The sequence below is a fragment of the Thalassobacillus sp. CUG 92003 genome (genome assembly GCF_013618635.1).
In the GTDB taxonomy this organism is placed as follows: domain Bacteria; phylum Bacillota; class Bacilli; order Bacillales; family Halobacillaceae; genus CUG-92003.
Genome location: NZ_JABLSJ010000009.1, coordinates 46231 through 68249 on the forward strand (window position 1 = coordinate 46231; position 22019 = coordinate 68249).

Here is a 22019-nt window from a genome sequence, read left to right on the forward strand (position 1 = left end):
TTGAATAATTCAATTAACGTATTGTTTTTTGTATCAAAGTCAAATACGGAAAAATATTAACTCTTATCTTGTGCTAAAGGACGCGTGGTTCCAAAAGAGAATAAATTCAAACATAACTTCTAGTTTTAAGGCAATTCTTTTATTCTATATACATCAACATTAAACTTTAACAATGCCGTATATAAAAGATCTTCAATATATCACTCATATATAAAATGGTATATATTAAAAGTCTTTTGATCATGAAGATTGTATAAGTAAAGCCACCTTATCAAAAATATCCCTACTATTTCTATATTAAAAAGGCACGTTGCAGGAACAACGCACCTTCGAAAGTAGATAACACAAAGTCTTTCTTATTATTACCATTTCCGGATGTTCATCAGTTGAAGTGCTTACCATTAATTATGTGTTTCATCGCATTAATTTGACCCAAGTGGGTTCCTTCATGCATTAATAGCAAACTTGATAATTCTTCAAAGTTCTTAACTCCCTCGAACGGGCTTGAAAGGGGTTCATCCAAAGTCTCATTTAACCTTTCTGCTGGGATTTGTTGGATTCGAATTAATTGCTCGTTTAAATCTAAGATGAGCTCCCCTACTTCAGGTACACGACCAAACCCCAAAATAATTAAATGTCGCATTGTCCCTCTTTTGTAATTGTTTTAATTTTCCAAACGATTGAAAGAGAAATTAGTTTTAAAACTGCTTATTATCTTTAAATGAAGTCTTCCCGAATCCTGTCAGTTAGTAAAAAAACGATTGCTCATATTGAACAATCGCCCCTTATATGAAAGGTTTGATTTCGAGATCCCTTGAAGTAGCTCTTAAACTAACGGACCCGTATACTTCAGACATTGTTCACGATTTTTCCTCTAAATCATTGATTCTTTTTTCTAGTTCCTTTACATTATTATTACTATTCAACACTGTCGTAAAAGCAATAATACCGAAAGTGAACCCCATTATTCCAAAAATGAACCCTTAATTTCGAAAGCCCCCATATAACCACCTCTCCCTGTACTTTAAACTTTAAGACAATAAAATATTATCTTTTTATTAGTTTTTCTCTCTTAATTTTTTGGAACTATGACTGCACAGCCTTCTAATACATCTTGGTGATTATTGTGCTGTAATAAATAACACGTTTCATTTTCAAATAGTATATTTTGGTCGTTATCTTTCTGTGGATTACAAAAAGGACAATCCCCTTCGAAAGTCATAATTTTCCTCCTCAAAATACTATTAAACTATTCTAATATTAACATACCTCTTATTAGTCGTGTTGAACTTCCAGCTCCATCAACACGATAAGCGTGTGCTTTTATTGACACCCCCCCCTTTTCAAGCAGACAGACCGAGATAAACCTTAACCCGTATCTCACATTAGAAGGTAATTCTAATTCCTTATTGTATTTACTTTCACCTTTAATCCAATTGCAAATGATGTAATAGCAAAAAGGATTAGTAAAAAACTAAGAATGCCATAAGCTGCACCTTCAAAGCCCCTAATGTTAACAAAACCGATATAAAAAAGAATAACAGCACCAATAGTTAATAAACATCCAGGCAACATCCTCATCAATAAGGAAAATTCCTTTTTCCTGAACCACCACGTAAGCGCCAATACAATTATCCCCGGTATTAAAGATACTAATAAAGGTCCATAAAGCATCATAAGCATATCTCCTTTTAATTAGGATCCGATCCCTTGTAGTGTAGAATATCACTGGAATGAATAATATGGGTTACCATAGAGTCAATTAGACACCTTTCCTTTCTTTTTCTCTATGTGTACGCACTAAAAAAATTACGAATGGGTAGCAAAGGATACCCTATTAAGTTTGCTCAATCGCCGCTAATATTTTAGAAACGACTTCAAGCTATCAACCTTTTTAGAGTCCTTACACACCCATTATTAATGAAAAATAATTGATAAAAGCAAACCATCCTAAAGAAGCTAAACTTAAGGTAAGCACGGTAAGTGACAAATAAGGATGATATTCCGAATTTTGTTTAGAACGTATCAGGATAATTATTGATCCCAAAATACTTACTACAAATATGAATCCCAAGATAACATTCATTGGATTTGACAGCCTAATTCCGAAATCAGCAAGTACATTGATTAAATAAAAGAGGTTAACAATTACTGATATAGTTAATAAAATTTTCTTCATAATACCTCCTCAAGTCGATAATGGAAGTGTGTTTTTGATACTGTTACCACATATATAATTCCAATTATTTCAAATCAAATCCAGGAACTCAATACTTTTACACAAAAAAGAGGCTTATCCTTTTTAAAGATAAGCCCCCGTTATAGTAAAACTCGTTATTCGAAATAACTTGAGGTTGTTCATCCTAAAATCAACGCACCTTTTAGTTGAAGATCCAACTCTTATTATTTGGTCACTATCTACTTCTACCGTTTATTCCAAGTGCTGTTCTGTACGGGAATACTTCTGCAGTCATAATGCCATGCATTACTGCAGGGTCTTCATTTTTAAATGCTTCTGCTTTTTCGTCGTTTTCTTCTTTAAAAATAACAATCCCAAATCCCTTTTCATCATCTCTATCTGTTTTACCTGCCGTCATTACTTGTCCTTTATCACAGTAATTTTTTAATCTTGTAAAATGTTGTCCAACAATGTCTTGGTCATCTTTCGTCCAATTCTCTTCTTCATATAACCTAGGAATTAATTTTAATACGTATATGTACTCTCTCACAAATGAACCCCATTTCATCAATTATTGATTTAACATAACTCTTGATTCACCTAAACAGTAGTTAAGCAATAGTGCCTTTTAGTTTACGGTTGTTGAAAACCAAATATCGCCACAAATAACAAGAAGGATGAAAGGCATATCCCAACAATATTCATTATTACAAGGCTCACTTTTAAGGTTCCCCTGATTCCAAATAAACCACATATTAATCCCAATACACCCAAAATTAAAGGTAAAAAAATACTTATATTTAAAACAGATGTAAATATTCCATTACCCCACCGAGTTAAACCAGCTATTAAAGGAAAAACAGTTAATAGGAACAATATTCCCGATATGATTGAAAGAGACTTCTTTCCTATAATAAGCACCCCCTACACCACTAAATTACTTAATCCTTTATATATAGCACAGTAAGCAATAGACACTGCGCAGCTCTAACCCCTTAATATGGAACACCTGCCTTCGAGATATCTTCCGGTAGATTTTCGAATAATGCATGCAATAGTTGAAATCTGGAGGTGAAAGACAATCAGGTTTAGTTTCTGTGTCTTAATGTAGAGTACTCAAATGCTCATGAACTACTTTCCATCCATGACCATCATTTTTAAATACATTTGTTCCCCTTCCTTGACCTTCTTTTAGTGTACCATTTATCTTTCCTGCCCAGTGAAATGTGTATATGCATACGGCAACGGTATCACTAGTACTTATCCAATTAACATCATATATCTGATAATCTTCATCACGGATATGATTCCAGGTTTTTTCAAAGTAATTTTTAAGATTTTCAGGTCCATAGACAATTTCATCAGAAAAGTAATATACAGCTTCTTCACTTATTAACTCAGACACATTTTTGAAATCATGAGTGTTTGTTGCTTCTTCTAACAACTTCAATGCTTGTTGTGGAGTTGATGCAAACATCAAAACCCCTCCCTTTTGAGTGGAGTTGAACTTTAACTATTGCTCCGGTTAGTTAAGTACATGCTTTCACAAACATAATCCATAATCTTCATTTGTTACAGCAATGCCGCCAGAAATCAGTTTTCTCTGTTATTAAGTTTGGAGACGAATTAGAATTGGAAATCCCCATCCATCATAAGCAGGACTTCAGTTCCATCTGCTTTCATGCCCACTACGTTCATATCTTCGCTACCAAAGGTCACATTCACTGACAAAAGTGAAGTATTTAGACCCGCAGCTTTCAACTCTTCCTCAGATTGGTCAATGCGATTTTGAATATTGGAGGGAGATGCATTTCCGATTCCAATATGACAGGACGTATTTTCATCAAACAAGGTGTTGTAAAAAAGAGTATTTGCCTGAGCAAGAGGAGATTTATTAGAGACCAAGGCAATTTCACCTAGATAATGTGAACCTTCGTCTGTTTCGATGAGACTTTGTAACACGTCCTGGCCCTTTGCGGCATAATAGTCGATAATCCGTCCATCTTTAAAAATTAGATAGAAATCATCGATGACACTTCCCCCATAGATAAGAGGCTTAGTACCTACCAATTTGCCACTCACCTTATGTTTATGGGGAGCAGTAAATATTTCTTCCGTGGGAATGTTCGGAAAGAAAGGTATTCCATCTTTATCTTTGACACCTCCACCGATATAGAGATGATTTTCAGGTAAACCAACGAATAAATCAGTTCCACGGCTATTTGTAAAATGCAGGGACTCAAATTGGCTCTCGTTTAGGAATTTTTTTCGAGACTCGAAGGCTTTATTGTGACTCTCCCAATCTTTTATAGGATTATTCCCATCTGCCCGAGAGCCTTTTAAAATTAATGTCCATAATGACTCTAAAGCTTCTTCTTCACTTAGGTTAGGAAATACTTTAGTTGCCCATACAACGTTTGGGACAACCAGAAGACACCAGCGTACCTCGTGGGATCTAATTTTCGCATAATAATTCCTCAATTTGGTACGAGAAGCTTTTTGGAAACGATTGATCCTTTCTGTAGGAACCTCCTTGAAGACATCTACGTTTTCAGAAATAATATGGATGTAGGCTGCACCTGTTTCTTCCCACTCCTTAAAACGGGCAGCCTGCCAATCAGGAAAGTGATCGATGACATTATCTGCTGCATTTAAGTAAAATGCTTTGGTAGACTGTTCATCTGTCCAATCTATAAACACATTTGAAGCTCCTGCCTCATAGGCTGCCGTTTGGATTAGCCGTGCAAACGTAGCATTTTGTATATCACTATGAATAATCAATAATTGATTTTTTTGCAGATTTACACCAGCTCGTACAGCAAGTTCTGCATACTTTTTTAATTGTGCTTCACTAATAAATTCATATATTCCTTTATCCATTTAATATCTCCCCTGTCCTGACCTAGTTCATTATTTTCGTCTATATATATTTAGATAAGGGAACAAACCATTGTTCAACATTAGCCCTCTTTAGCAGAATACTTGAATTCGTGACATTTCCAACAATGTAACTATTAAGAAATAAACCAACCTTATGTAAGGACTCTATTTTTCATTTTGAATAAATTTCCTTTTCCTGATTAATAAATTTACAATAAGAATGACTATACAAGTGAAAGTGATTCCAATTATGAAGAGCATCCCCCCAAATAATAAGAATTCATTAATAGGCCCTGCATACTTAAACCATAACAATGCACTAATGAGACCAAAGACAAAAGTAAAACAAGTTGCTAAAAATCCGTTTTCTAACACCTTTTTATTTCTCACATATCCTCGCTTAGCTGTAATATAGCTTAATGCTGCGCCCAACAAAATAAGTATAGATAACCCACTAAATACAAGCCCAGTCATTAGATACTTCTCCTTTTTGAATAAACCTAAGTTAAGCTTATTCATTTCATTAGTGTAATTTTGCACCTATCGAATGATTGAAGCAATCTATAATGTGAAAATTCCCTCTGAAGAAGACATATGCAACACTCGAGCATAATTGTGAGAAGACTTTCGTAACCATAATCCAAATATAAATAGTAACACCAATACATTCATGGCGGCCCACCCTGTCGCCGTCATATAAGGTCTATCTGAACCTTTGACCAAAAAGTAAGCCACGTGGGAGACAGCTGTGATAAGGACCGTAATACCTATTAATACATGATGCTTGTAAATAAAACGATATGTGCCTCGACTTATGACCTTATTGAGAAGTCTCCTATCTTTTATGATTGCTTTTTTAAATAGCCACATGGATCCACCCAAAACAGCGAAAAAGAAAGAGGCGGAACCGAAGAAAAGGATTTTTTCAGGATATCGAATTCCGATAAAACTTTCTTGATCGGGAAAGATAAAATAAATGAAGTACCAAAAAATGGACGCAGCGATCATCAAATAAATAAAGACTTTAAATATCCTGCTCAAAAGCATCACTGGTAATCCTTTTGTGTCCTTTTGCGTGCGAGAACACAAACCGCAGCTACAGGCTTAAAATCCTTCATCTCTTTTGAAATATTCGTAAAACCGACCTCTTTAAGAATGTTTATCAAATCATCGGCATAGTTTACCGCATCTTCTTTTGTGGCTCCTTTGTACATCGGCTGGTAAGTCGTAGCGATCACTCCACCCGATTTTAGCCAAGCATATAAGTTTTGAAATGCTGCCAGTCGATCGGGCCAAAACATTACGGAATTGACGGAATAGATTTTATCAAATCGTTCCTCAAACGAGTCAAAGGTCTCTATTCCTCCAATTCGTAACTCAACGTTTCCGTTTTTAATAGCAGACTGATTACGGTGTGCAGCCAGTTCATGCATTGTTTCTGAGATATCAATCCCGGTTATCTTTCCCTGCTTAGCCATTTCACTGCATTTTAAAATGCCTATCCCGGGTCCGTGACCAATCTCAAGTACTTGATCATCTATCTCAATATTTAATTGGGAAAGCGTCCAGGCATTTCTCGCTCCTGTCGTATGGGCCATTATATAACCTGCTACCTTACCACCAAAACCCTTCGGATGTCGAAATTGCAGGGAAAAATTCTTTAGAAATCCCATAATCTATTCTCCTTTGTTTTCCAACATAAGTAGAATGGCTTGTAAAGATTCAGCGGTTTCATAAATTCCCCATTTTTCATTGTAAAACTACTCAGAACTATTCCCTATTTAACCCCCTAATTTATTTGTTTCCAGATTCGGGAATACATACTTATCTTAGTGAAACCATTGAATTCATTCATCTTAACAAAAACATTTTAGAATGTGGTTTAGTCTTTTAAGTTATCGAGTTTTCCATATAGTTTGATCTTTGATTACTCTTAATAATTAGTCATCTTTTAAATGATTGATTAACTCATCATAATCATATGTTTTTAGAACTAATCCATCTTGATCAAATAATACATACGCTGGCGTCTTTTCTATATTTAGTTGCTCATATTTTTTTGCTTCTTCTAACTCAACATTTCTTATCGAGGTAATTCTTATGTCTTCTTGTTCAAGCATTTCAGGAGTTATTCTGTCCTCTACAACATATATTGCATAGCCGTTAGAATCGTCAGGCAACAGCTCAGGATGATGCCTGGCAAAATCATCCTTACCATTACATGCTGCTACTATGAAAAGTATTATTAATAACCATATAAATAATAATGCTTTTTTCATTATAATCCCCCCCCTTTTCATCATAAATGAACAAGCTCCTGAAGTTCTTCAGTAGCAATTCATCTAAAAACGTCTATCTAAATCAGAAAAAGTCAGCTTTCTTAGTGTTAATCTTTCAGTAGTAAAATCAGGCATCTCTCTTAAATAGATGCGATTTCATACCCACACCACAAATATGAAGACACCAAGAAGGAAGAATGTAGTCATAAGTAATAGTGTAAAATATTCTTTTTTCTTGGTAGCGAACGTTTCAACAAGTTCGGACAGCCTTAGAGAATCCTAAAGAAAGAAGCATACCAAAAAGGAATAAATTTGGAAAATCAGTTGAAGTATCCGAACTCACTAACCCCGAAATAGATATGAATAAAACCCTAACAGCAAAGTAAATTGTAAAAGCGCTTAAAAGAACTTTTAAAGCTAAAAACAACTTATTACTTCTTCTGTATCTTTCTTGAATCCTGCTTACCAATTTCACCTCTACCTCACCCCTATTCAACAACATTGCCTTTTAGCGAAAAGCTACTCTCTTGTTGAACTATCCTGCTCCGTCAGTTTAATTAACTCAATTTGCTATGCTTATGTAATAAAGCTTCCTAATAACCATACGAAATCGATTCAATTTAGTTTCATACAGTCTATTATCTCGAAACTGAGTCTTCAACTAACCTTCCCGTTTCTTTAATACTTAGTTTCTAGATAACAGATAACCCCGAACCTGAATCAATAAAAGACGCTAGAACACTGACTATTTACGGCTCTGCCTTTCATACAACGACTAAACGCATTCAATAAAAAAAGCTGCCCCCTGCTTCATTTTCTCCACCTGGAGATGATCCGCACTTCGAGACAGCTTTTTATCACTTTTTATAATCATTTAAGAAATCCTTTTGAAAACTCGTACTGACCTGGGTCGATTTTGACGTACTCGACAAATCCGGGAACATATGTTTTCCGTATTTATCCGTAAGATTGTTCATGGCCTCATAAAGCTTTTCTTTTTCAGCGTGCTTCTCGTAACTGAAAATGTCTAATTGTTGCGTGATTTCTTTCTTTTCAGCAAGATCTTGTGCCGTAATGCCAAGCAGTCGAATCGGCTGCTGATTCCAATGCTCTTCAAATAACGAAAAACTGATAGAAAACAACTCATCAGCGGTGCCAATGTAATCCTGTAGCTGCATACTTCGTGTCACCGTCCGACGATCATGATAGCGGATGGTCAGTTGTACGTTATGAGCTAATACGCGTTTAGCATCCATTCGATCACTTACTTTTCTTGCTAATCGCCGCAATACTTGCCGCACTTCATTTTCCTGTGTCGTGTCGTAGGGAAGGGTGGTGGATGTCCCGATGCTTTTAAATTCATTAACTGCGTCGGGGTCAACCGGTCTGGAATCGATGCCTTTGGCACGATTTTGCAGTCGTTCCCCGTTGATACCAAGAACGTGCTTAAGCTGCCACGTATCAGCTTCAGCCAGGTCACCGATTGTTTCTATCTTTAGGTTCCGAAGTTTTACTGCTGTTTTCTCCCCGACTCCGTACATTTCTTCAATTGGCAGGGGCCAGAGAGTCGTAGCCAGGTCTCGCTTTCGTAAAATGGTGATCCCCATCGGTTTTTTCATATCAGAAGCCATTTTGGCCAGGAATTTATTTGGCGCAATGCCAATGCTGCACGGGAGGTCAAGTTCCTCTGTTATACGGCGCTGAATGGCTTCTGCGATCTCAGGGGGCGAGCCCTGATCGGCACACAACGTTACGTCCATGTACCCTTCGTCAATGGAGACAGGCTGGATAACAGGTGTGACATCGGCCAATATTTTAAACATTTCCCGTGAGGCTTGTTTGTACCGCTGGAAATTGGGGCGCATGACTGTCAAGTTCGGACAGAGTCGGATGGCTTCTCCGACCGGCATCGTCGTCTTCACACCATATTTCCGGGCTTCATAGCTGCTCGTAACGACAATCCCACGCCGTTCTTCAGGATTACCGGCAATGGCAAGCGGTTTCCCCTTAAGCGATGGATCGAAAGCCATTTCAACTGAAGCATAAAAACTATTCATATCCACATGAAAGATGATTTGCCCATTCGTAGGATAGCGTTTGCTCATAACAGATCCTTCCTTTACGAACCTTTGTTCTAATTTTATTATATCATGTGCACGTGGAAATACGAATGATACGGGGCAAGTTTGTTGTTGAACACAAGTTGTTTGGTTACCTAAATATCTACACAAAAAATCCGAACTGATTTCAGCGAAACCGTTCGGATTTTTTGTGTTTCATTCTGTGTTTTTAGTTCTTTGCTGCTTGGGATGAAATAGCCGTAATGAATTCTGCTATTTTTTCCAGCTCAGCAACCGGAATGCGTTCGTTTGTCGAATGAATATCTTCATAACCGACAGCCAAATTGACCGTCGGAATGTTATGGCCGGCGATAATATTGGCGTCACTTCCCCCGCCGCTGGTGAGAAGTTCACTGTCTCTTCCGATCGTTTTGGCTGCAGTCCGAGCAACCTCCACAACTTGTTCACCTGCTTCGTGTTTGTAGCCTGGGTACATGATATCAACTTGAATATCAACTTCGCCGCCCATCTCTTCTGCTGTTTCTTCAAATGCCTGTTTCATTTTTTCCACCTGAGCTTCCATTTTCTCCGGCTCAAGCGAACGGGCTTCTGCCAAAATATTGACGTGATCACACACAACATTGGTCTGTTTTCCGCCTTCAAAGCGGCCAATATTAGCCGTGGTGTCATCATCAATCCGTCCGAGCGGCATTTTGGAAATGGCTTTAGCAGCCAGCGTTATCGCTGAGACCCCTTTTTCAGGAGCTACACCGGCGTGTGCTTTTTGGCCTTTTACATTGACTTTCAACTTCGCCTGCGTAGGCGCCGCCAAAATAATATTACCTACTTCGCCATTGCTATCAATGGCATAGCCATATTTCGCTTTCAAATGATCGCGTTCCAGGGCTTTCGCACCCACAAGGCCGCTTTCTTCACCAACCGTAATAATATATTGAATATCACCGTGTTCAGCATGACTTTCTTTCAAAACCCGGATCGATTCCAGGATTGCGGCAACGCCTGCTTTATCATCAGCACCTAATACTGTTTTACCGTCGGTTTTAACATAGCCATTTTCGACGATCGGCTTCACCCCTTTGCCAGGGGCGACTGTATCCATATGGGATGTAAAGTAGATGGTGTCCACATTCTCTTTCGTTCCAGGTAGATGACAAATCAAATTGCCTGCACCGTGGCCGGTTTTGGATTTGGCATCGTCTTCTATAACAGATAGGCCAAGGTCAGTAAATTTTTGCTTTAATACCTCAGCAATCTCTGCTTCCTCACCCGTCTCAGAATCAACCTGGACAAGTTCAATAAATTCATCTAATAAGCGTTGTTTGTTGATTGTCGTCATATCGTTATCCTCCTTACGAGTAACCCTTACTTAAAGCACTTTAGAAATCCCAGGCTGAAACAATTAGAGGGGGATATTACCGTGCTTCTTTTTCGGACGCTCTTCATGCTTATTCTTCAACATGTCAAGCGCCTGTATCAGCGTACGTCTCGTTTCCCTCGGGTCGATCACATCATCAACCATGCCTAAGCCTGCTGCCACATAAGGGTTAGCGAACCGATTCCGGTACTCTTCGATTTTATTTTTACGTGTCTCATCCGGATCATCACTTTCTTTGATCTCTTTTGCATAAATAATATTTGCTGCCCCTTCTGGCCCCATCACGGCAATTTCAGCGTTCGGCCATGCATATACCAAGTCAGCTCCGATAGACTTACTGTTCAGGGCAACATAAGCGCCGCCATAAGCTTTTCGTGTAATGACCGTAAGCTTCGGAACAGTAGCTTCTGAGTAAGCATATAAAATTTTGGCTCCGTGGCGGATGATGCCTCCATGTTCCTGCTTAATGCCTGGGAAGAAACCTGTTACATCTTCAAATGTAATCAATGGGATATTGAATGAATCACAAAATCGGATAAAACGAGCAGCCTTATCACTCGAATCGATGTCAAGTCCACCCGCCATGTATTTGGGTTGATTACACACCAGCCCGATGGTCTGACCTTGCAGACGTGCAAAACCTACCACAATATTTTTGGCAAAATCCTGATGAATTTCGAAAAAGGACCCTTCATCAGCCACTTCCTCAATGATAACGCGAACGTCATAAGGTCGAATCGGGTCAAATGGGATTTTATCATTTAATTCCGGCCGGTAATCATCATCCTCGTGGCTATACTCGTGACGTGGAGGCTTTTCATTATTGTTAGCTGGTAAATAATTGACTAAGTCACGTACAGCTTGTAATGCCGAGGCTTCATCTGCTGTCTTCAGATGGGCATTGCCGCTTTTGGAATTATGTACGTATGCCCCGCCAAGATCTTCTGAACTGATCTTTTCGCCGGTCACCGTTTCGATGACTTTAGGCCCGGTGATAAACATTTGCGATGTTTCCTCTACCATGATGACAAAGTCAGTAATGGCAGGAGAATAAACCGCTCCGCCTGCACAAGGGCCCATAATCACTGAGATTTGGGGAATAACGCCGGAATAGATTGAATTCCGATAAAACACGTGCCCGTATCCATCTAATGACGAGACACCTTCTTGAATGCGGGCGCCGCCGGAATCATTCAAGCCGATAAACGGGGTCCCATTTTTCGCGGCCAAATCCATTACAGCCGCGATTTTTTTAGCATGCATTTCCCCTAATGCACCCCCAAACACCGTGAAATCCTGGGCAAACAAATAAATGTCACGGCCATCGATTTTTCCGAACCCCGTGACCACGCCTTCTCCCGGCGCGTCTTTGCCATTCATACCAAAATCGTCACCACGATGTTCCATAAAGGGGTTCAACTCAAGAAACGAACCTTCATCCACTAAATATTCAATCCGTTCCCGGGCGGTCATCTTCCCTTTTTCATGTTGTTTGTCTATACGCTCGTCACCACCGCCAAGCTGAACTTTCCGCCGCTTATCATATAACTCGTTTATCTTATCATAAATATCCATCTGTCTCACTCCTTGTCCGCTGGCTGGCACAACTCATATAAGACCCCATGAGCCGCTTTGGGATGTAGAAAAGCAATCTCACTTTGGTGCGCTCCGCTTTTCGGTGCCTCATTAATGAGGGGAACCCCAAGCTCTTTATATTGTGCCAGTCGATTATGAATATCATCCACTTCAAACGCAATATGGTGTATGCCTTCGCCCCGTTTTGTCAGAAACGCCTGAATCGGGGAACCATCTGAGAGCGGTTCTAATAATTCGATGTTGCTTTCTCCTATTTTCAAGAAAGCCACTTTAACCTGTTCACTCTCGACATCTTCCACCACCGAAAGATCTAACCCTACTACATCTTTATAAAACGGAAGCGCCTGTTCAATACTGTGAACAGCAATGCCGATATGCGCTATCTTTTTGGGTTTGGTGACCGGTTCGCGATCTTTATCAATCAACTGCTTGATATAATGGGCAATGGCTTCGGTGGAAGAGCCGCTCGTAAAGATTTTTGTAATGCCTCTTTCCTCTAAATACGGTACATCTTCCGGGGGGATCACGCCTCCGGCCACAACAGGAATGTCCTCAGCCTGCTGGGCCTTTAAGGCATCCACCACTTTTGGAAACAATGATTTATGAGCGCCTGACAAAGAGGATAACCCGATTACATCGACATCCTCCTGAATGGCTGCCTGGGCAATCTGATTGGGAGACTGTCGCAAGCCGGTGTAAATGACCTCCATGCCATGATCCCGAAGCGCCTGAGCAATGATAAGGGCTCCTCGATCGTGGCCATCCAATCCCGGTTTAGCGATCAATACTCGTATTTGTTTCATAACGTCTCCTCCTACATTTCAGTATATTCGCCAAATTCATTGCGCAGGATGTTAGCAATTTCACCAACCGTGGCGTAAGATTTGACGGCCTCAAGAATATAAGGCATCAAATTCGTTTTATTTTGTTTTGCTGCTGTTTTTAATGCCTCTAAACATTCATCAGTGCGTGTTTGATCCCTGGTTTCTCTGACTTGGCGTGTTTGTTCGATTTGTTCCGCTTCTAATTCCTCATCCACACGAAGCAAATCCGGGTTAATCTCTTCTTCGACCTTGTATTGATTCAGCCCTACAATAATCTCTTCACCCGCTTCAATATCTTTTTGCGTTTCATAGGCCGTATGATGAATCTCACGTTGCATATATCCATCTTCCACGGCCTGAACGGCGCCGCCTAATTGGTCGATTTTCTCGAGATAGTCATTGACTTCTTCTTCAATACGATCCGTGAGGGATTCAACATAGTAGGAACCGCCCATAGGATCGATGGTGTCAGCTACGCCACTCTCATTTGCGATGATTTGTTGTGTTCTGAGTGCAACGCGAGCAGATTCTTCGGTCGGCAATGCTAAGGCTTCATCACGTGAGTTCGTGTGCAGACTTTGCGTACCGCCCATGACAGCAGCAAGAGCTTGCAAGGTTACCCGTACAATATTATTATCAGGCTGCTGAGCTGTTAACGTAGATCCGCCTGTTTGCGTATGAAAACGCAATTTCCAACTTTTTGGATTTTCTGCGTGATAGTGCTCTTTCATAATCTTAGCCCAGATACGTCGTGCCGCTCTAAATTTCGCTACTTCCTCAAAAAATTGGTTGTGTGCATTGAAAAAGAACGCTAATCGAGGAGCGAAATGATCCACTTCTAGGCCCGATTCGATTGCAGCGTCCACATATGCCATTCCGTTAGCTAACGTAAAAGCAACTTCCTGAACGGCCGTCGAACCTGCTTCGCGGATGTGGTACCCGGATATACTGATGGTGTTGAATTTGGGTACGTGCTGCTGGCAAAAACCGAAAATATCCGTTATCAGCCGCATCGACGGTTTAGGCGGATAAATATACGTTCCACGGGCAATATATTCTTTTAAGATATCGTTTTGAATCGTCCCGGTCAGTTTCTCCATCGCCACGCCCTGTTTTTCGCCGACAGCAATATACATGGCCAATAAAATAGAAGCAGGAGCGTTGATTGTCATCGAAGTGCTGACTTTATCCAAAGGGATTTCGTGAAACAATTGTTCCATGTCCTGCAGGGAGTCAATGGCTACCCCTACCTTCCCTACTTCACCTTCGGCCATCGGATCATCGGAGTCATAGCCGATTTGAGTAGGTAAATCAAATGCTACGGACAACCCTGTTTGCCCTTGATCGAGCAGATAGCGGAATCGTCTGTTCGTCTCTTCTGCCGAACCGAACCCCGCATATTGCCGCATCGTCCAGTACTTACTTCGATACATCGTCGGCTGAATGCCTCGTGTAAAAGGGTATTGACCAGGAAAGCCGAGATGTTCGGCATAGTCATCTGATTTATCTTCCGGCGTATATAACGGGTCGATTTCAATATCCGAGCTGGTTTTAAAAGATGATTTACGCTCAGGAAAGCGTTGTTTCGTTTTGTTACGATCGGCTTCCCAAGCCTCTCTGGATTCATCATAATGAGATGATGATGTCATGTTATGTACCCCCTAGGTCAAGCATGTTCTATACTACTAGCATAACAGATATGAAAGGGTTATCATTCAAAAATTTAGTAGATTTCCTGATAATGATGGCAAATATTTTTATGGACTTGTCCATTTTTTCATTTCCATGTAGAATACGGTTAGGAACAGGATGAAGGAGGTTTGCAACCTTGGCTGAAAAACAATCGAAACGTCAACGTCGGATGAAAATTATCATTTATATCATGATTTTATCCATGGTCTTGTCTTCCTTACTTGCAGGAGCAGGCGCATTAATCTAACGCATTCAATTAGAACTTAAAGGAAAAGGCATGCTCAGCTCCAAATAAATAAAAGACGATTCATCATCGCCTTTTTAGACATATAGCAGCTGGGAACATTGCCTTTCGATATGATACGCCTTTATTAAAGATTCTCGCCCATTTGCCTAACGAGGCACTATGGAGGAGAATCTTTTTTATTCTCACGCGGTGCTTTGTTCCTTCTTCAACCAGCCGGATGCCAGTATCTCCACACTATTCCAACATTTCACTCCACGCGTTTTTTAAATACTGGTTGTAGAGTGATTCAAACGACTGCTCCTCATTGACCACCCACACCTTCACACCCTTAGGTACACGTTCAAATAATGCTTCGACATCTTGATTCAACATGCGGATACACCCCTGGGAGACCATTGAGCCAATCGATTCCGGACGGTTGGTCCCATGGATGCCGTAAATTCTCCCATCAGTCCCCTTGGCATCAAAACCAATCCATCTCGATCCCAGAGGATTACGAGGATCACCTCCTGGTGTATCAAGCTTCCGATAATAAGGATCTTCAGCTTTGACGAGAACAGTGAAGAGCCCTTCCGGGGTCAATGCTTCCGTCTTACCCGTTGCGACAGGGAATCTGAGCTGCTCTTTGTGTTCATTAAACATAGCTAACTCATTTGTTGCTTTATTAACGATAATGAGAGGCTGATCAACCTGAGGGGGAAAAATCAAGGAAAGAAACAAAATAATGGTCAGAACACGTGCCATGTCTATCACCTTTTTTGCTTAGCTTCCCCGGTCTTAGCCGCTCCTTATACATCGCTTTTTTTAAACGATCGTTTAATGATCAAGTATTGCTCAATTTCATGGAGCAAGTGGAATAAACTGGCCCGTTCCTCAAACTCTTCTCGCGATTCAGGTAAGGGTGCGTCTCTGAATTGCTGACGCAAATCCTTGATTTCCTGGAGATAAATGACCGCTGTATTACCAGGGTGCACGCCTTCTGATAGCTCTTCTAGAAAAGCCGCTATGCGATTTGAATGATGATAGGAACCCGATAGTCGTGTTACGAGCGGCAACATCCGTTCTAATATTTCAAATTGTTTATGCCTCATATGAAAGTAGTGATAAAAAGCATTATGTCCGCGCAGCAAATGATTCTCGACATCACGGAAAGCAAGCGACTGGGCCTCTTCTAATAAATCGGCGGTGTCTGTCAGTTCCCGTCCGCTCCATGATTGATTACCATCTCGCAAATATTTCGCGATTTCCTGTAATATGACGGAAAAATTATCTTCCAGATCAGCCTGATATTCCTCGAGCTTACGTTCAAGGCTTGGCATATACACATTCAATAAGAGTGCGGTGCCAATCCCAACTATAATTAACTGGAGCTCGTTAAAGACGGTAGCAAAGGTGATGCCTTGAGAACCATACAAGTGTAAAATGATAACCGAGCTTGTGACAATGCCAGGGGTTATTTTTAGCCAAACAGTCGTCGGAATAAAGAAAAATAACATGAGTCCAATGGCTAAAGGATGATAACCGACTAATTCGAAAAATACAAACGAATAGAGCATAGCAATCAAACACGCAGCAAAGCGGTGCCAGGCAGAAAGATATGAACGTTTTCGGGTCACTTGAATGCACAAAATCGTTAAAATGCCGGCTGAAGCAAAATTGTCTAGTTGGAGAATTTGCGCGATCCATATGGCTAATGGCGTGCCAAGCGCTGTTTTAATCGTGCGATAACCTATCTTCACTAGGGCCACCTCTATTTGCACTAAGGTATAAATCTTTAAAATGATAACATGTGTAAGCAAAGGGGAAAAGGACTGACACCTGGCCATGCCATATCCAACCATAAAAAAAGCGTGAATTCAGTGGGAATCCACGCCATGTTACAGTCACACTTAATATGAGACTTTAAAATTCTTCACAATGTTCATCAAATAGACGCTGCAAGTGCCCGATGACTTCCATAGGCTCTGACCCTTCAATATCATGACGCTCGACCATCGTTACGATTTTGCCGTCTTTCAGCAAAGCAAATGATGGTGAGGATGGAGGGAAGCCTTCGAAATACTCGCGAGCCCGGTCTGTTGCTTCGCGATCCTGTCCAGCAAATACAGTCACCAATTGATCCGGACGCTTATCATAATGAACAGCATGAGCAGCAGCAGGTCTTGCCACGCCACCTGCACAGCCACAAACTGAGTTTACCATAACCAGTGTCGTACCTGGTTTTTCCAACGTTTCATCAACTTCTGCAGGTGTGGTTAACTGCGTATATCCAGCGTTTGCGATTTCATCACGTGCTTTTGTTACAACATCGTTCATGTAAATATTGAAATCCATATATTATCCCCCTCGAATTGTAAAATTCATATCACGTTCATCTTACCAACATTTAAGCCACGTTTCAATTAACGACTCCTAAGAACAAGGCTCAGTTAAAGTTTGTTGTTGATATTTGAAGTGGATATTTATCTCGAAACGGAGTCTTTTGCAAAAGGCTGAATTGTGAAAAACTCGATTTCGAGATGTTCTCGGGGTTCGTTTCCGTAGTTAGAGTTAGGGGTGGTTGGGAAGCTACTCGCTTTCCTGTGGGGTCTTGCCTACTTCCTTCTCCGCTAATTAATTGGGTATTTGCCTTCTGGATAGAATCCCTGCCGTATTTTACCTATCCAGCTGCGGCGTCTAGCGGCTAGTGAGACTTCCCTCGCTTCTGTACGATAAGTCAACATCGAATCACGTCGTTCTTCGTGTTTCCTTTATCTCCTCCAGCTCAGTCCAGTCCATACGCCGCTGATCAAGACGCCTCCGCTTTCAGGTGGGAGTCTCGCAGCTTCCCACCCCCATACAAAAGATGAGGGAAACGAACCCCTTAGCTCGTGATGCGTGTCTTCAACGATCGTCGTTTTATAAGCGAAAAACGCTCTATACCAAACTTTTACTTTTAAAGTAGCTGCCTCGGATGTTTATATCTTTCTGTATTACTTTGCATAAAAGCTGCTTATCTCGCAAGTAGATTCGAGACACTTATATGGTAAAGGGGCGGAGGGAAACGGTGAGACTCCTGTGGGATTTGAAGGACAGCTGAGACCCCGCAGGACGAAGTCTGAGGAGGCTCAGCGCCCGCCCACGGAAAGTGAACCGTTTCCCGCAGCCCCTAAACTCACACAAAAGTCTCGAAACTAAGTCTTTAAGTAAAAGGGTCTTTAGTTGAATTAGCCCAATATATAAAAAATGAAGAACTTCCATAAAGTTGGAAGTTCTTTTTTTGATAGTAATATCAACACTAAACTTTAAAAGGGGCCAAGAACAAAGGCGCTGGAGCCGGACGTGGCTTATTAGGTATGTGTTATCCTCAGGGCACGAATCTTATCGTTTCCTAAGCAACGCAGAAAAGCTGAGGTTGTAAAAATGCCAACCTCAGCTTTTCTATTACGCTTGCATGAGCATAGTTTAAGTTTATGGTTTAAACGGTGGGAAATTGAAAATCGGCCAGTCTTTCAGTTTATCCCACGGAATATTCAGCTTATGCAGCAGCCATTTAAGCCAATCCGGTAAATCGGGATGCTTAGATTCCTCTTCAAATTGGATTTGCGCTAAAATCGGATCATGATCACTCGCTCGCCCGTCAGCTTCTGAGAAATCCGCATTGATATTCACGCTGTCAATTTTAGTTTGTTCCTTCATGTGCTTGCTGACTAAAATGTGATCCAACACTTGCGAGTTCCCTTGATAAATGTAAGAGTAGCGTTCTTCCTTAGGGAGTTCCTCGATCATGTTCGTTAACACGTCTCCCTCAAGAGTATTGACAGGATCGGAAAATTCAAAGTCATTCAAATCACCGAGTACGACAACATTTGCATCCTTCATCGTATTTTCAACGTCATTGACAAAGCCATTGATGACTTCTGCCTGCTTCAATCTTTGAACTTCGCTCCCTAGTTCAATCGGATGGTCCGCTCCAAATAAAGCGTCATCCCCACCTTTAGAATTAAAGTGATTGGCCACCACGACAACGTCTTCTCCCTTAAATTCAAACTCTGCGGCCAAGGATTTCCGGGAATCGTTGAAAGCTTCATTGGTCGGGTCGATTCGTCCTGGATTCAGCGTAAGGCCTTCTTCTTCTACACCGACCGCTGTCGTCGCATCTCCAGCTTCTTTTTCAGCTAGCGACACACGCTCTGGATTATAAATGAAACCTACTCGGATATTGCCACCTGGCTGCCCACCGTCCATTTTATCTTCCGGTGCAATATCAGTGAATTCATACGTTGGACCGCCATTTGCTTCGATGGCCTCAATTAATGTTTGGTAACTTTCATCAGCAGATACGGTGCCATCATCGGTTGCACCATTGTTGTCTTGAACTTCAATTAAACCAATGATGTCTGGCGTTTTTAAATTCTGTGTGACGGATTCTGCTATTTTGTTTACTTTTTCCTCATCCGTCTCAGCCGAAAAATTCTCGACGTTATAAGAGGCGATGCTTAATTCGTCCTCGTTTGCTTCAATATCAGTGACGTCGCGTTCTGTCCCGCCATCTTCTGTGGCAGGAAGGTCACCAATTGGTCGAATTTTATAGTTGCTATAGTCATAATTGACAACCCCCGTTATGGTTCCGTCAAAGGCATCGCCTGTCTTTACATTGACGCCCTTCCCTTCAACATCAATCAGCATGCGTTCCGGGTTGTAATCATTAGGAGATATCAATAAACCTCCGGCTTCACTCCTAAGCTGATTCGGACTGGTTTCTACAAACACAGCCACCTCATCATATTTTGGAGGAGATACCACAGTCGGGTTTTCAAGTGCAATCATCATGCCTTCAAGGCTCTCGTAAAAATCCAGCCCATCCGTTTTAGGATCAAAACTTTCCATACCATCATCTTCAATGGTTTCAGTCGGCTGTGAACGATCCTTACCAATGACGATTGGATCAGGAAGCGACTGATCAGACTGTTCAACCTCAACATCAGTCGCGGAAATCTGAGTAGTCAAAAGATCATTCGCATCATCATAGCCATCTTCCCTATATTCAGTGACGTCACCCGCGACACTGACTTGGTCGCCGGGGCTGACTTCCCCGTTCGGGTTATAGACATAAATCCCTTCCGAGGTAGCAGGGTCTCCATCAGGATCAGGATCCTGCATATAGAAACCATTCGAACCATCACGCTTCGTTACAATGCCGGTCACATCCTCCACGGCGATCCCTTCATAAGGTGAAATATGGGAAGCACCCTGGATATCGTGGATTTTCAATTCGTCTACTGGTTTGAGCATCGTATAACTGAAAGCAGAGACGTCACTCGTTTCACCATTTGATTTCACGACCACAGCTTTAATGACTGTATCCTGTGTGAGCTCGATGGGGTCCTGATACTCTGGACTTGCTTCGCTCGGTTCTGTCCCATCTGTTGTGTAATGGATCGAGGCGTCTTCTTGTTCTGTATACAATTCGACATGTGTACCAGGTTGGACATCACCCTCATCAGGCGTTGCATTGACAGAAAAAACGGTGTCAATGACATCTCGGCTGTCGCGTGGTACAAGCTTATACTCTTCATAACTATAATTCACCACACCTTTGATGTGCTCGTAAGTTTCTCCAACTTCAAGCAGGCTGTCATCCTGAGGTGTTATTTTAAACGTACCGGCTTCATCTTCTGCTGTAAAATCGCCGTGTTGATTAACACTTTTGATCGTCACGTTTGAAGCTTCAGCAAATTCCCCTTCAATGTCTTCTCCGCTCTCGGCTTGAAAGTCTTCTGCTGAGACCGATACAGGATCCGGCACCCCTTTGTCCTCCGTAGTAATGGTGACGTTGGCATTAGACGATAAGATTTGCGCCATCCCGTAATATGGGGAGTATTCACCCTGGGCCATAACTTCATCCCCGACCTCAGCATCCATTCCAGAAGCACGCACAATGATTCCAGCCGTGTCATCTTGTATGTACAGGTTGGTTTGCCCACCGGAATCAAACGAGGCTGTAGCTGTGCCTGTTACTTTGACAACATCACCATCTTCCGCTCCGTTGCGGACTTCGGAAATCGTCTGCTGTTCGATCGGTTCATCAGGTGCAGTTTCGCCTTCGCTGTACGAGCCTAGGTAAGTAAACGTATCTTTAGCAAGTATTTCCCACCCAGAGTCGTCGAATTCGTCTTCTGGATTTGTATCGCCGCTTGAGATCGACCATTCGCGAACGAAGGTCGTATCCTTAGCGAAATCTTCGTCTGTTCCGATTTGGCCAAACGAATCGATTACGTCTCCATCATGTTTCAACACAAGAACATCATCACCGTTGAAATTAGTTACATGCGACGTGATATCTGTTTTTTCATGAATGTCACTCCCTGCCTGACTATGGGAGATTACGACCACCTCGCCTGCTGGCAATTCACCGGACAGACTTTCAGTTTGGCCAGGTTCTTGTTGCCCATTGCTGTATAATTCTAATGAATAGTTCGCTAAATCTACGGCTTCATCTGTTCCATTGTAAATTTCAACTGCCTTGTTGTAGCTGCTGCCTTCAATGTACTCTGAGATAAATAGATCACCAACATCTTCCGGGGCAGCTTGTGCCTGTGATGCTGGAGCCAACATCCCAACAATCAACGTTAGAATCAGTGTAATACTGAACACCTGCTTACGACGTTTCACCTTCAATTGACGCCCTCCTTTTTTAAAGTAGAACCCTAGTCTTTCTCTTTATATTTTACTAGAAATAATGTCACGACTGTGTAAATTTATGTAAGATGGTGTAAAAGAATTAAGCTATTTGTCGCTGTTATTAGTCCAAAGGTCATTATTGAGGACCAGATAGCGCAAAACGCGGCTGGTTTATGGCCCGCAGAAACGTACGATCCTGTAGT

At 41.3% G+C, this 22019-nt stretch carries 19 protein-coding genes; 1 reads left to right on the top strand and 18 read right to left on the bottom strand.

From position 1 onward, the window contains the following. Positions 1–382 precede the first annotated feature (382 nt). From HOP45_RS14030 to HOP45_RS14095, 14 genes are all read right to left on the bottom strand, one after another. The gene (locus tag HOP45_RS14030; RefSeq protein ID WP_181350023.1) at positions 383–643 is read right to left on the bottom strand and encodes a DinB family protein; all 261 of its coding nucleotides are present in this window, start codon (positions 641–643) and stop codon (positions 383–385) included. Positions 644–1072: 429 nt separating this feature from the next. Next, entirely contained in the window at positions 1073–1222 is a 150-nt protein-coding gene (locus HOP45_RS14035; protein ID WP_181350024.1) for a hypothetical protein, read from the bottom strand. A 176-nt stretch (positions 1223–1398) separates the two neighbouring features. Then, positions 1399–1677: a YesK family protein gene (locus HOP45_RS14040; protein ID WP_181350025.1), complete on the bottom strand. Its 279-nt coding sequence runs from the start codon at positions 1675–1677 to the stop codon at positions 1399–1401. A gap of 737 nt (positions 1678–2414) precedes the next feature. Then, the gene (locus HOP45_RS14045) at positions 2415–2729 is read right to left on the bottom strand and encodes a YciI family protein (RefSeq protein WP_370458031.1); all 315 of its coding nucleotides are present in this window, start codon (positions 2727–2729) and stop codon (positions 2415–2417) included. 552 nt (positions 2730–3281) lie between these two features. Next, positions 3282–3656, bottom strand: a complete 375-nt coding sequence (locus tag HOP45_RS14050) for a YybH family protein (protein ID WP_181350026.1) — start codon at positions 3654–3656, stop codon at positions 3282–3284. A 149-nt stretch (positions 3657–3805) separates the two neighbouring features. Continuing rightward, entirely contained in the window at positions 3806–5059 is a 1254-nt protein-coding gene (locus tag HOP45_RS14055) for an aminopeptidase (protein WP_181350027.1), read from the bottom strand. Between the two features lie 165 nt (positions 5060–5224). Further along, complete coding sequence (locus HOP45_RS14060; protein ID WP_181350028.1) at positions 5225–5533, bottom strand: hypothetical protein; 309 nt, start codon at positions 5531–5533, stop codon at positions 5225–5227. 572 nt (positions 5534–6105) lie between these two features. After that, a complete protein-coding gene (locus tag HOP45_RS14065; RefSeq protein WP_181350029.1) occupies positions 6106–6732 on the bottom strand; it encodes a class I SAM-dependent methyltransferase in 627 nt (208 codons plus the stop codon). A 267-nt stretch (positions 6733–6999) separates the two neighbouring features. Continuing rightward, positions 7000–7338, bottom strand: coding sequence for a hypothetical protein (locus HOP45_RS14070; protein ID WP_181350030.1), 339 nt, complete (start codon positions 7336–7338; stop codon positions 7000–7002). Positions 7339–8195: 857 nt separating this feature from the next. Next, positions 8196–9443: a DNA polymerase IV gene (locus HOP45_RS14075; protein ID WP_181350031.1), complete on the bottom strand. Its 1248-nt coding sequence runs from the start codon at positions 9441–9443 to the stop codon at positions 8196–8198. A gap of 184 nt (positions 9444–9627) precedes the next feature. Then, positions 9628–10755 carry a M20/M25/M40 family metallo-hydrolase gene (locus HOP45_RS14080; protein ID WP_181350032.1) on the bottom strand — a complete coding sequence of 376 codons (1128 nt, stop codon included), beginning with the start codon at positions 10753–10755 and terminating at the stop codon, positions 9628–9630. 63 nt (positions 10756–10818) lie between these two features. After that, positions 10819–12369, bottom strand: coding sequence for an acyl-CoA carboxylase subunit beta (locus HOP45_RS14085; protein ID WP_181350033.1), 1551 nt, complete (start codon positions 12367–12369; stop codon positions 10819–10821). A gap of 5 nt (positions 12370–12374) precedes the next feature. Beyond that, positions 12375–13193, bottom strand: a complete 819-nt coding sequence (gene mce, locus HOP45_RS14090; protein ID WP_181350034.1) for a methylmalonyl-CoA epimerase — start codon at positions 13191–13193, stop codon at positions 12375–12377. An 11-nt stretch (positions 13194–13204) separates the two neighbouring features. Then, positions 13205–14863, bottom strand: coding sequence for an acyl-CoA mutase large subunit family protein (locus tag HOP45_RS14095; RefSeq protein ID WP_181350035.1), 1659 nt, complete (start codon positions 14861–14863; stop codon positions 13205–13207). A gap of 179 nt (positions 14864–15042) precedes the next feature. Between HOP45_RS14095 and prli42 the strand changes: the two genes are divergently transcribed. After that, positions 15043–15153, top strand: a complete 111-nt coding sequence (prli42, locus tag HOP45_RS14100) for a stressosome-associated protein Prli42 (RefSeq protein WP_255437665.1) — start codon at positions 15043–15045, stop codon at positions 15151–15153. Positions 15154–15387: 234 nt separating this feature from the next. Here prli42 and HOP45_RS14105 read toward each other — a convergent pair whose 3' ends face one another. The 4 genes from HOP45_RS14105 to HOP45_RS14120 form a co-directional block, all read right to left on the bottom strand. Beyond that, positions 15388–15897, bottom strand: a complete 510-nt coding sequence (locus tag HOP45_RS14105) for a L,D-transpeptidase (protein ID WP_181350036.1) — start codon at positions 15895–15897, stop codon at positions 15388–15390. Between the two features lie 44 nt (positions 15898–15941). Further along, positions 15942–16901, bottom strand: a complete 960-nt coding sequence (locus tag HOP45_RS14110) for an aromatic acid exporter family protein (RefSeq protein ID WP_370458036.1) — start codon at positions 16899–16901, stop codon at positions 15942–15944. Between the two features lie 154 nt (positions 16902–17055). After that, complete coding sequence (locus HOP45_RS14115; RefSeq protein ID WP_181350038.1) at positions 17056–17487, bottom strand: BrxA/BrxB family bacilliredoxin; 432 nt, start codon at positions 17485–17487, stop codon at positions 17056–17058. A gap of 1116 nt (positions 17488–18603) precedes the next feature. Further along, a complete protein-coding gene (locus HOP45_RS14120) occupies positions 18604–21807 on the bottom strand; it encodes a chitobiase/beta-hexosaminidase C-terminal domain-containing protein (RefSeq protein ID WP_370458037.1) in 3204 nt (1067 codons plus the stop codon). Between the last annotated feature and the right edge of the window lie 212 nt (positions 21808–22019).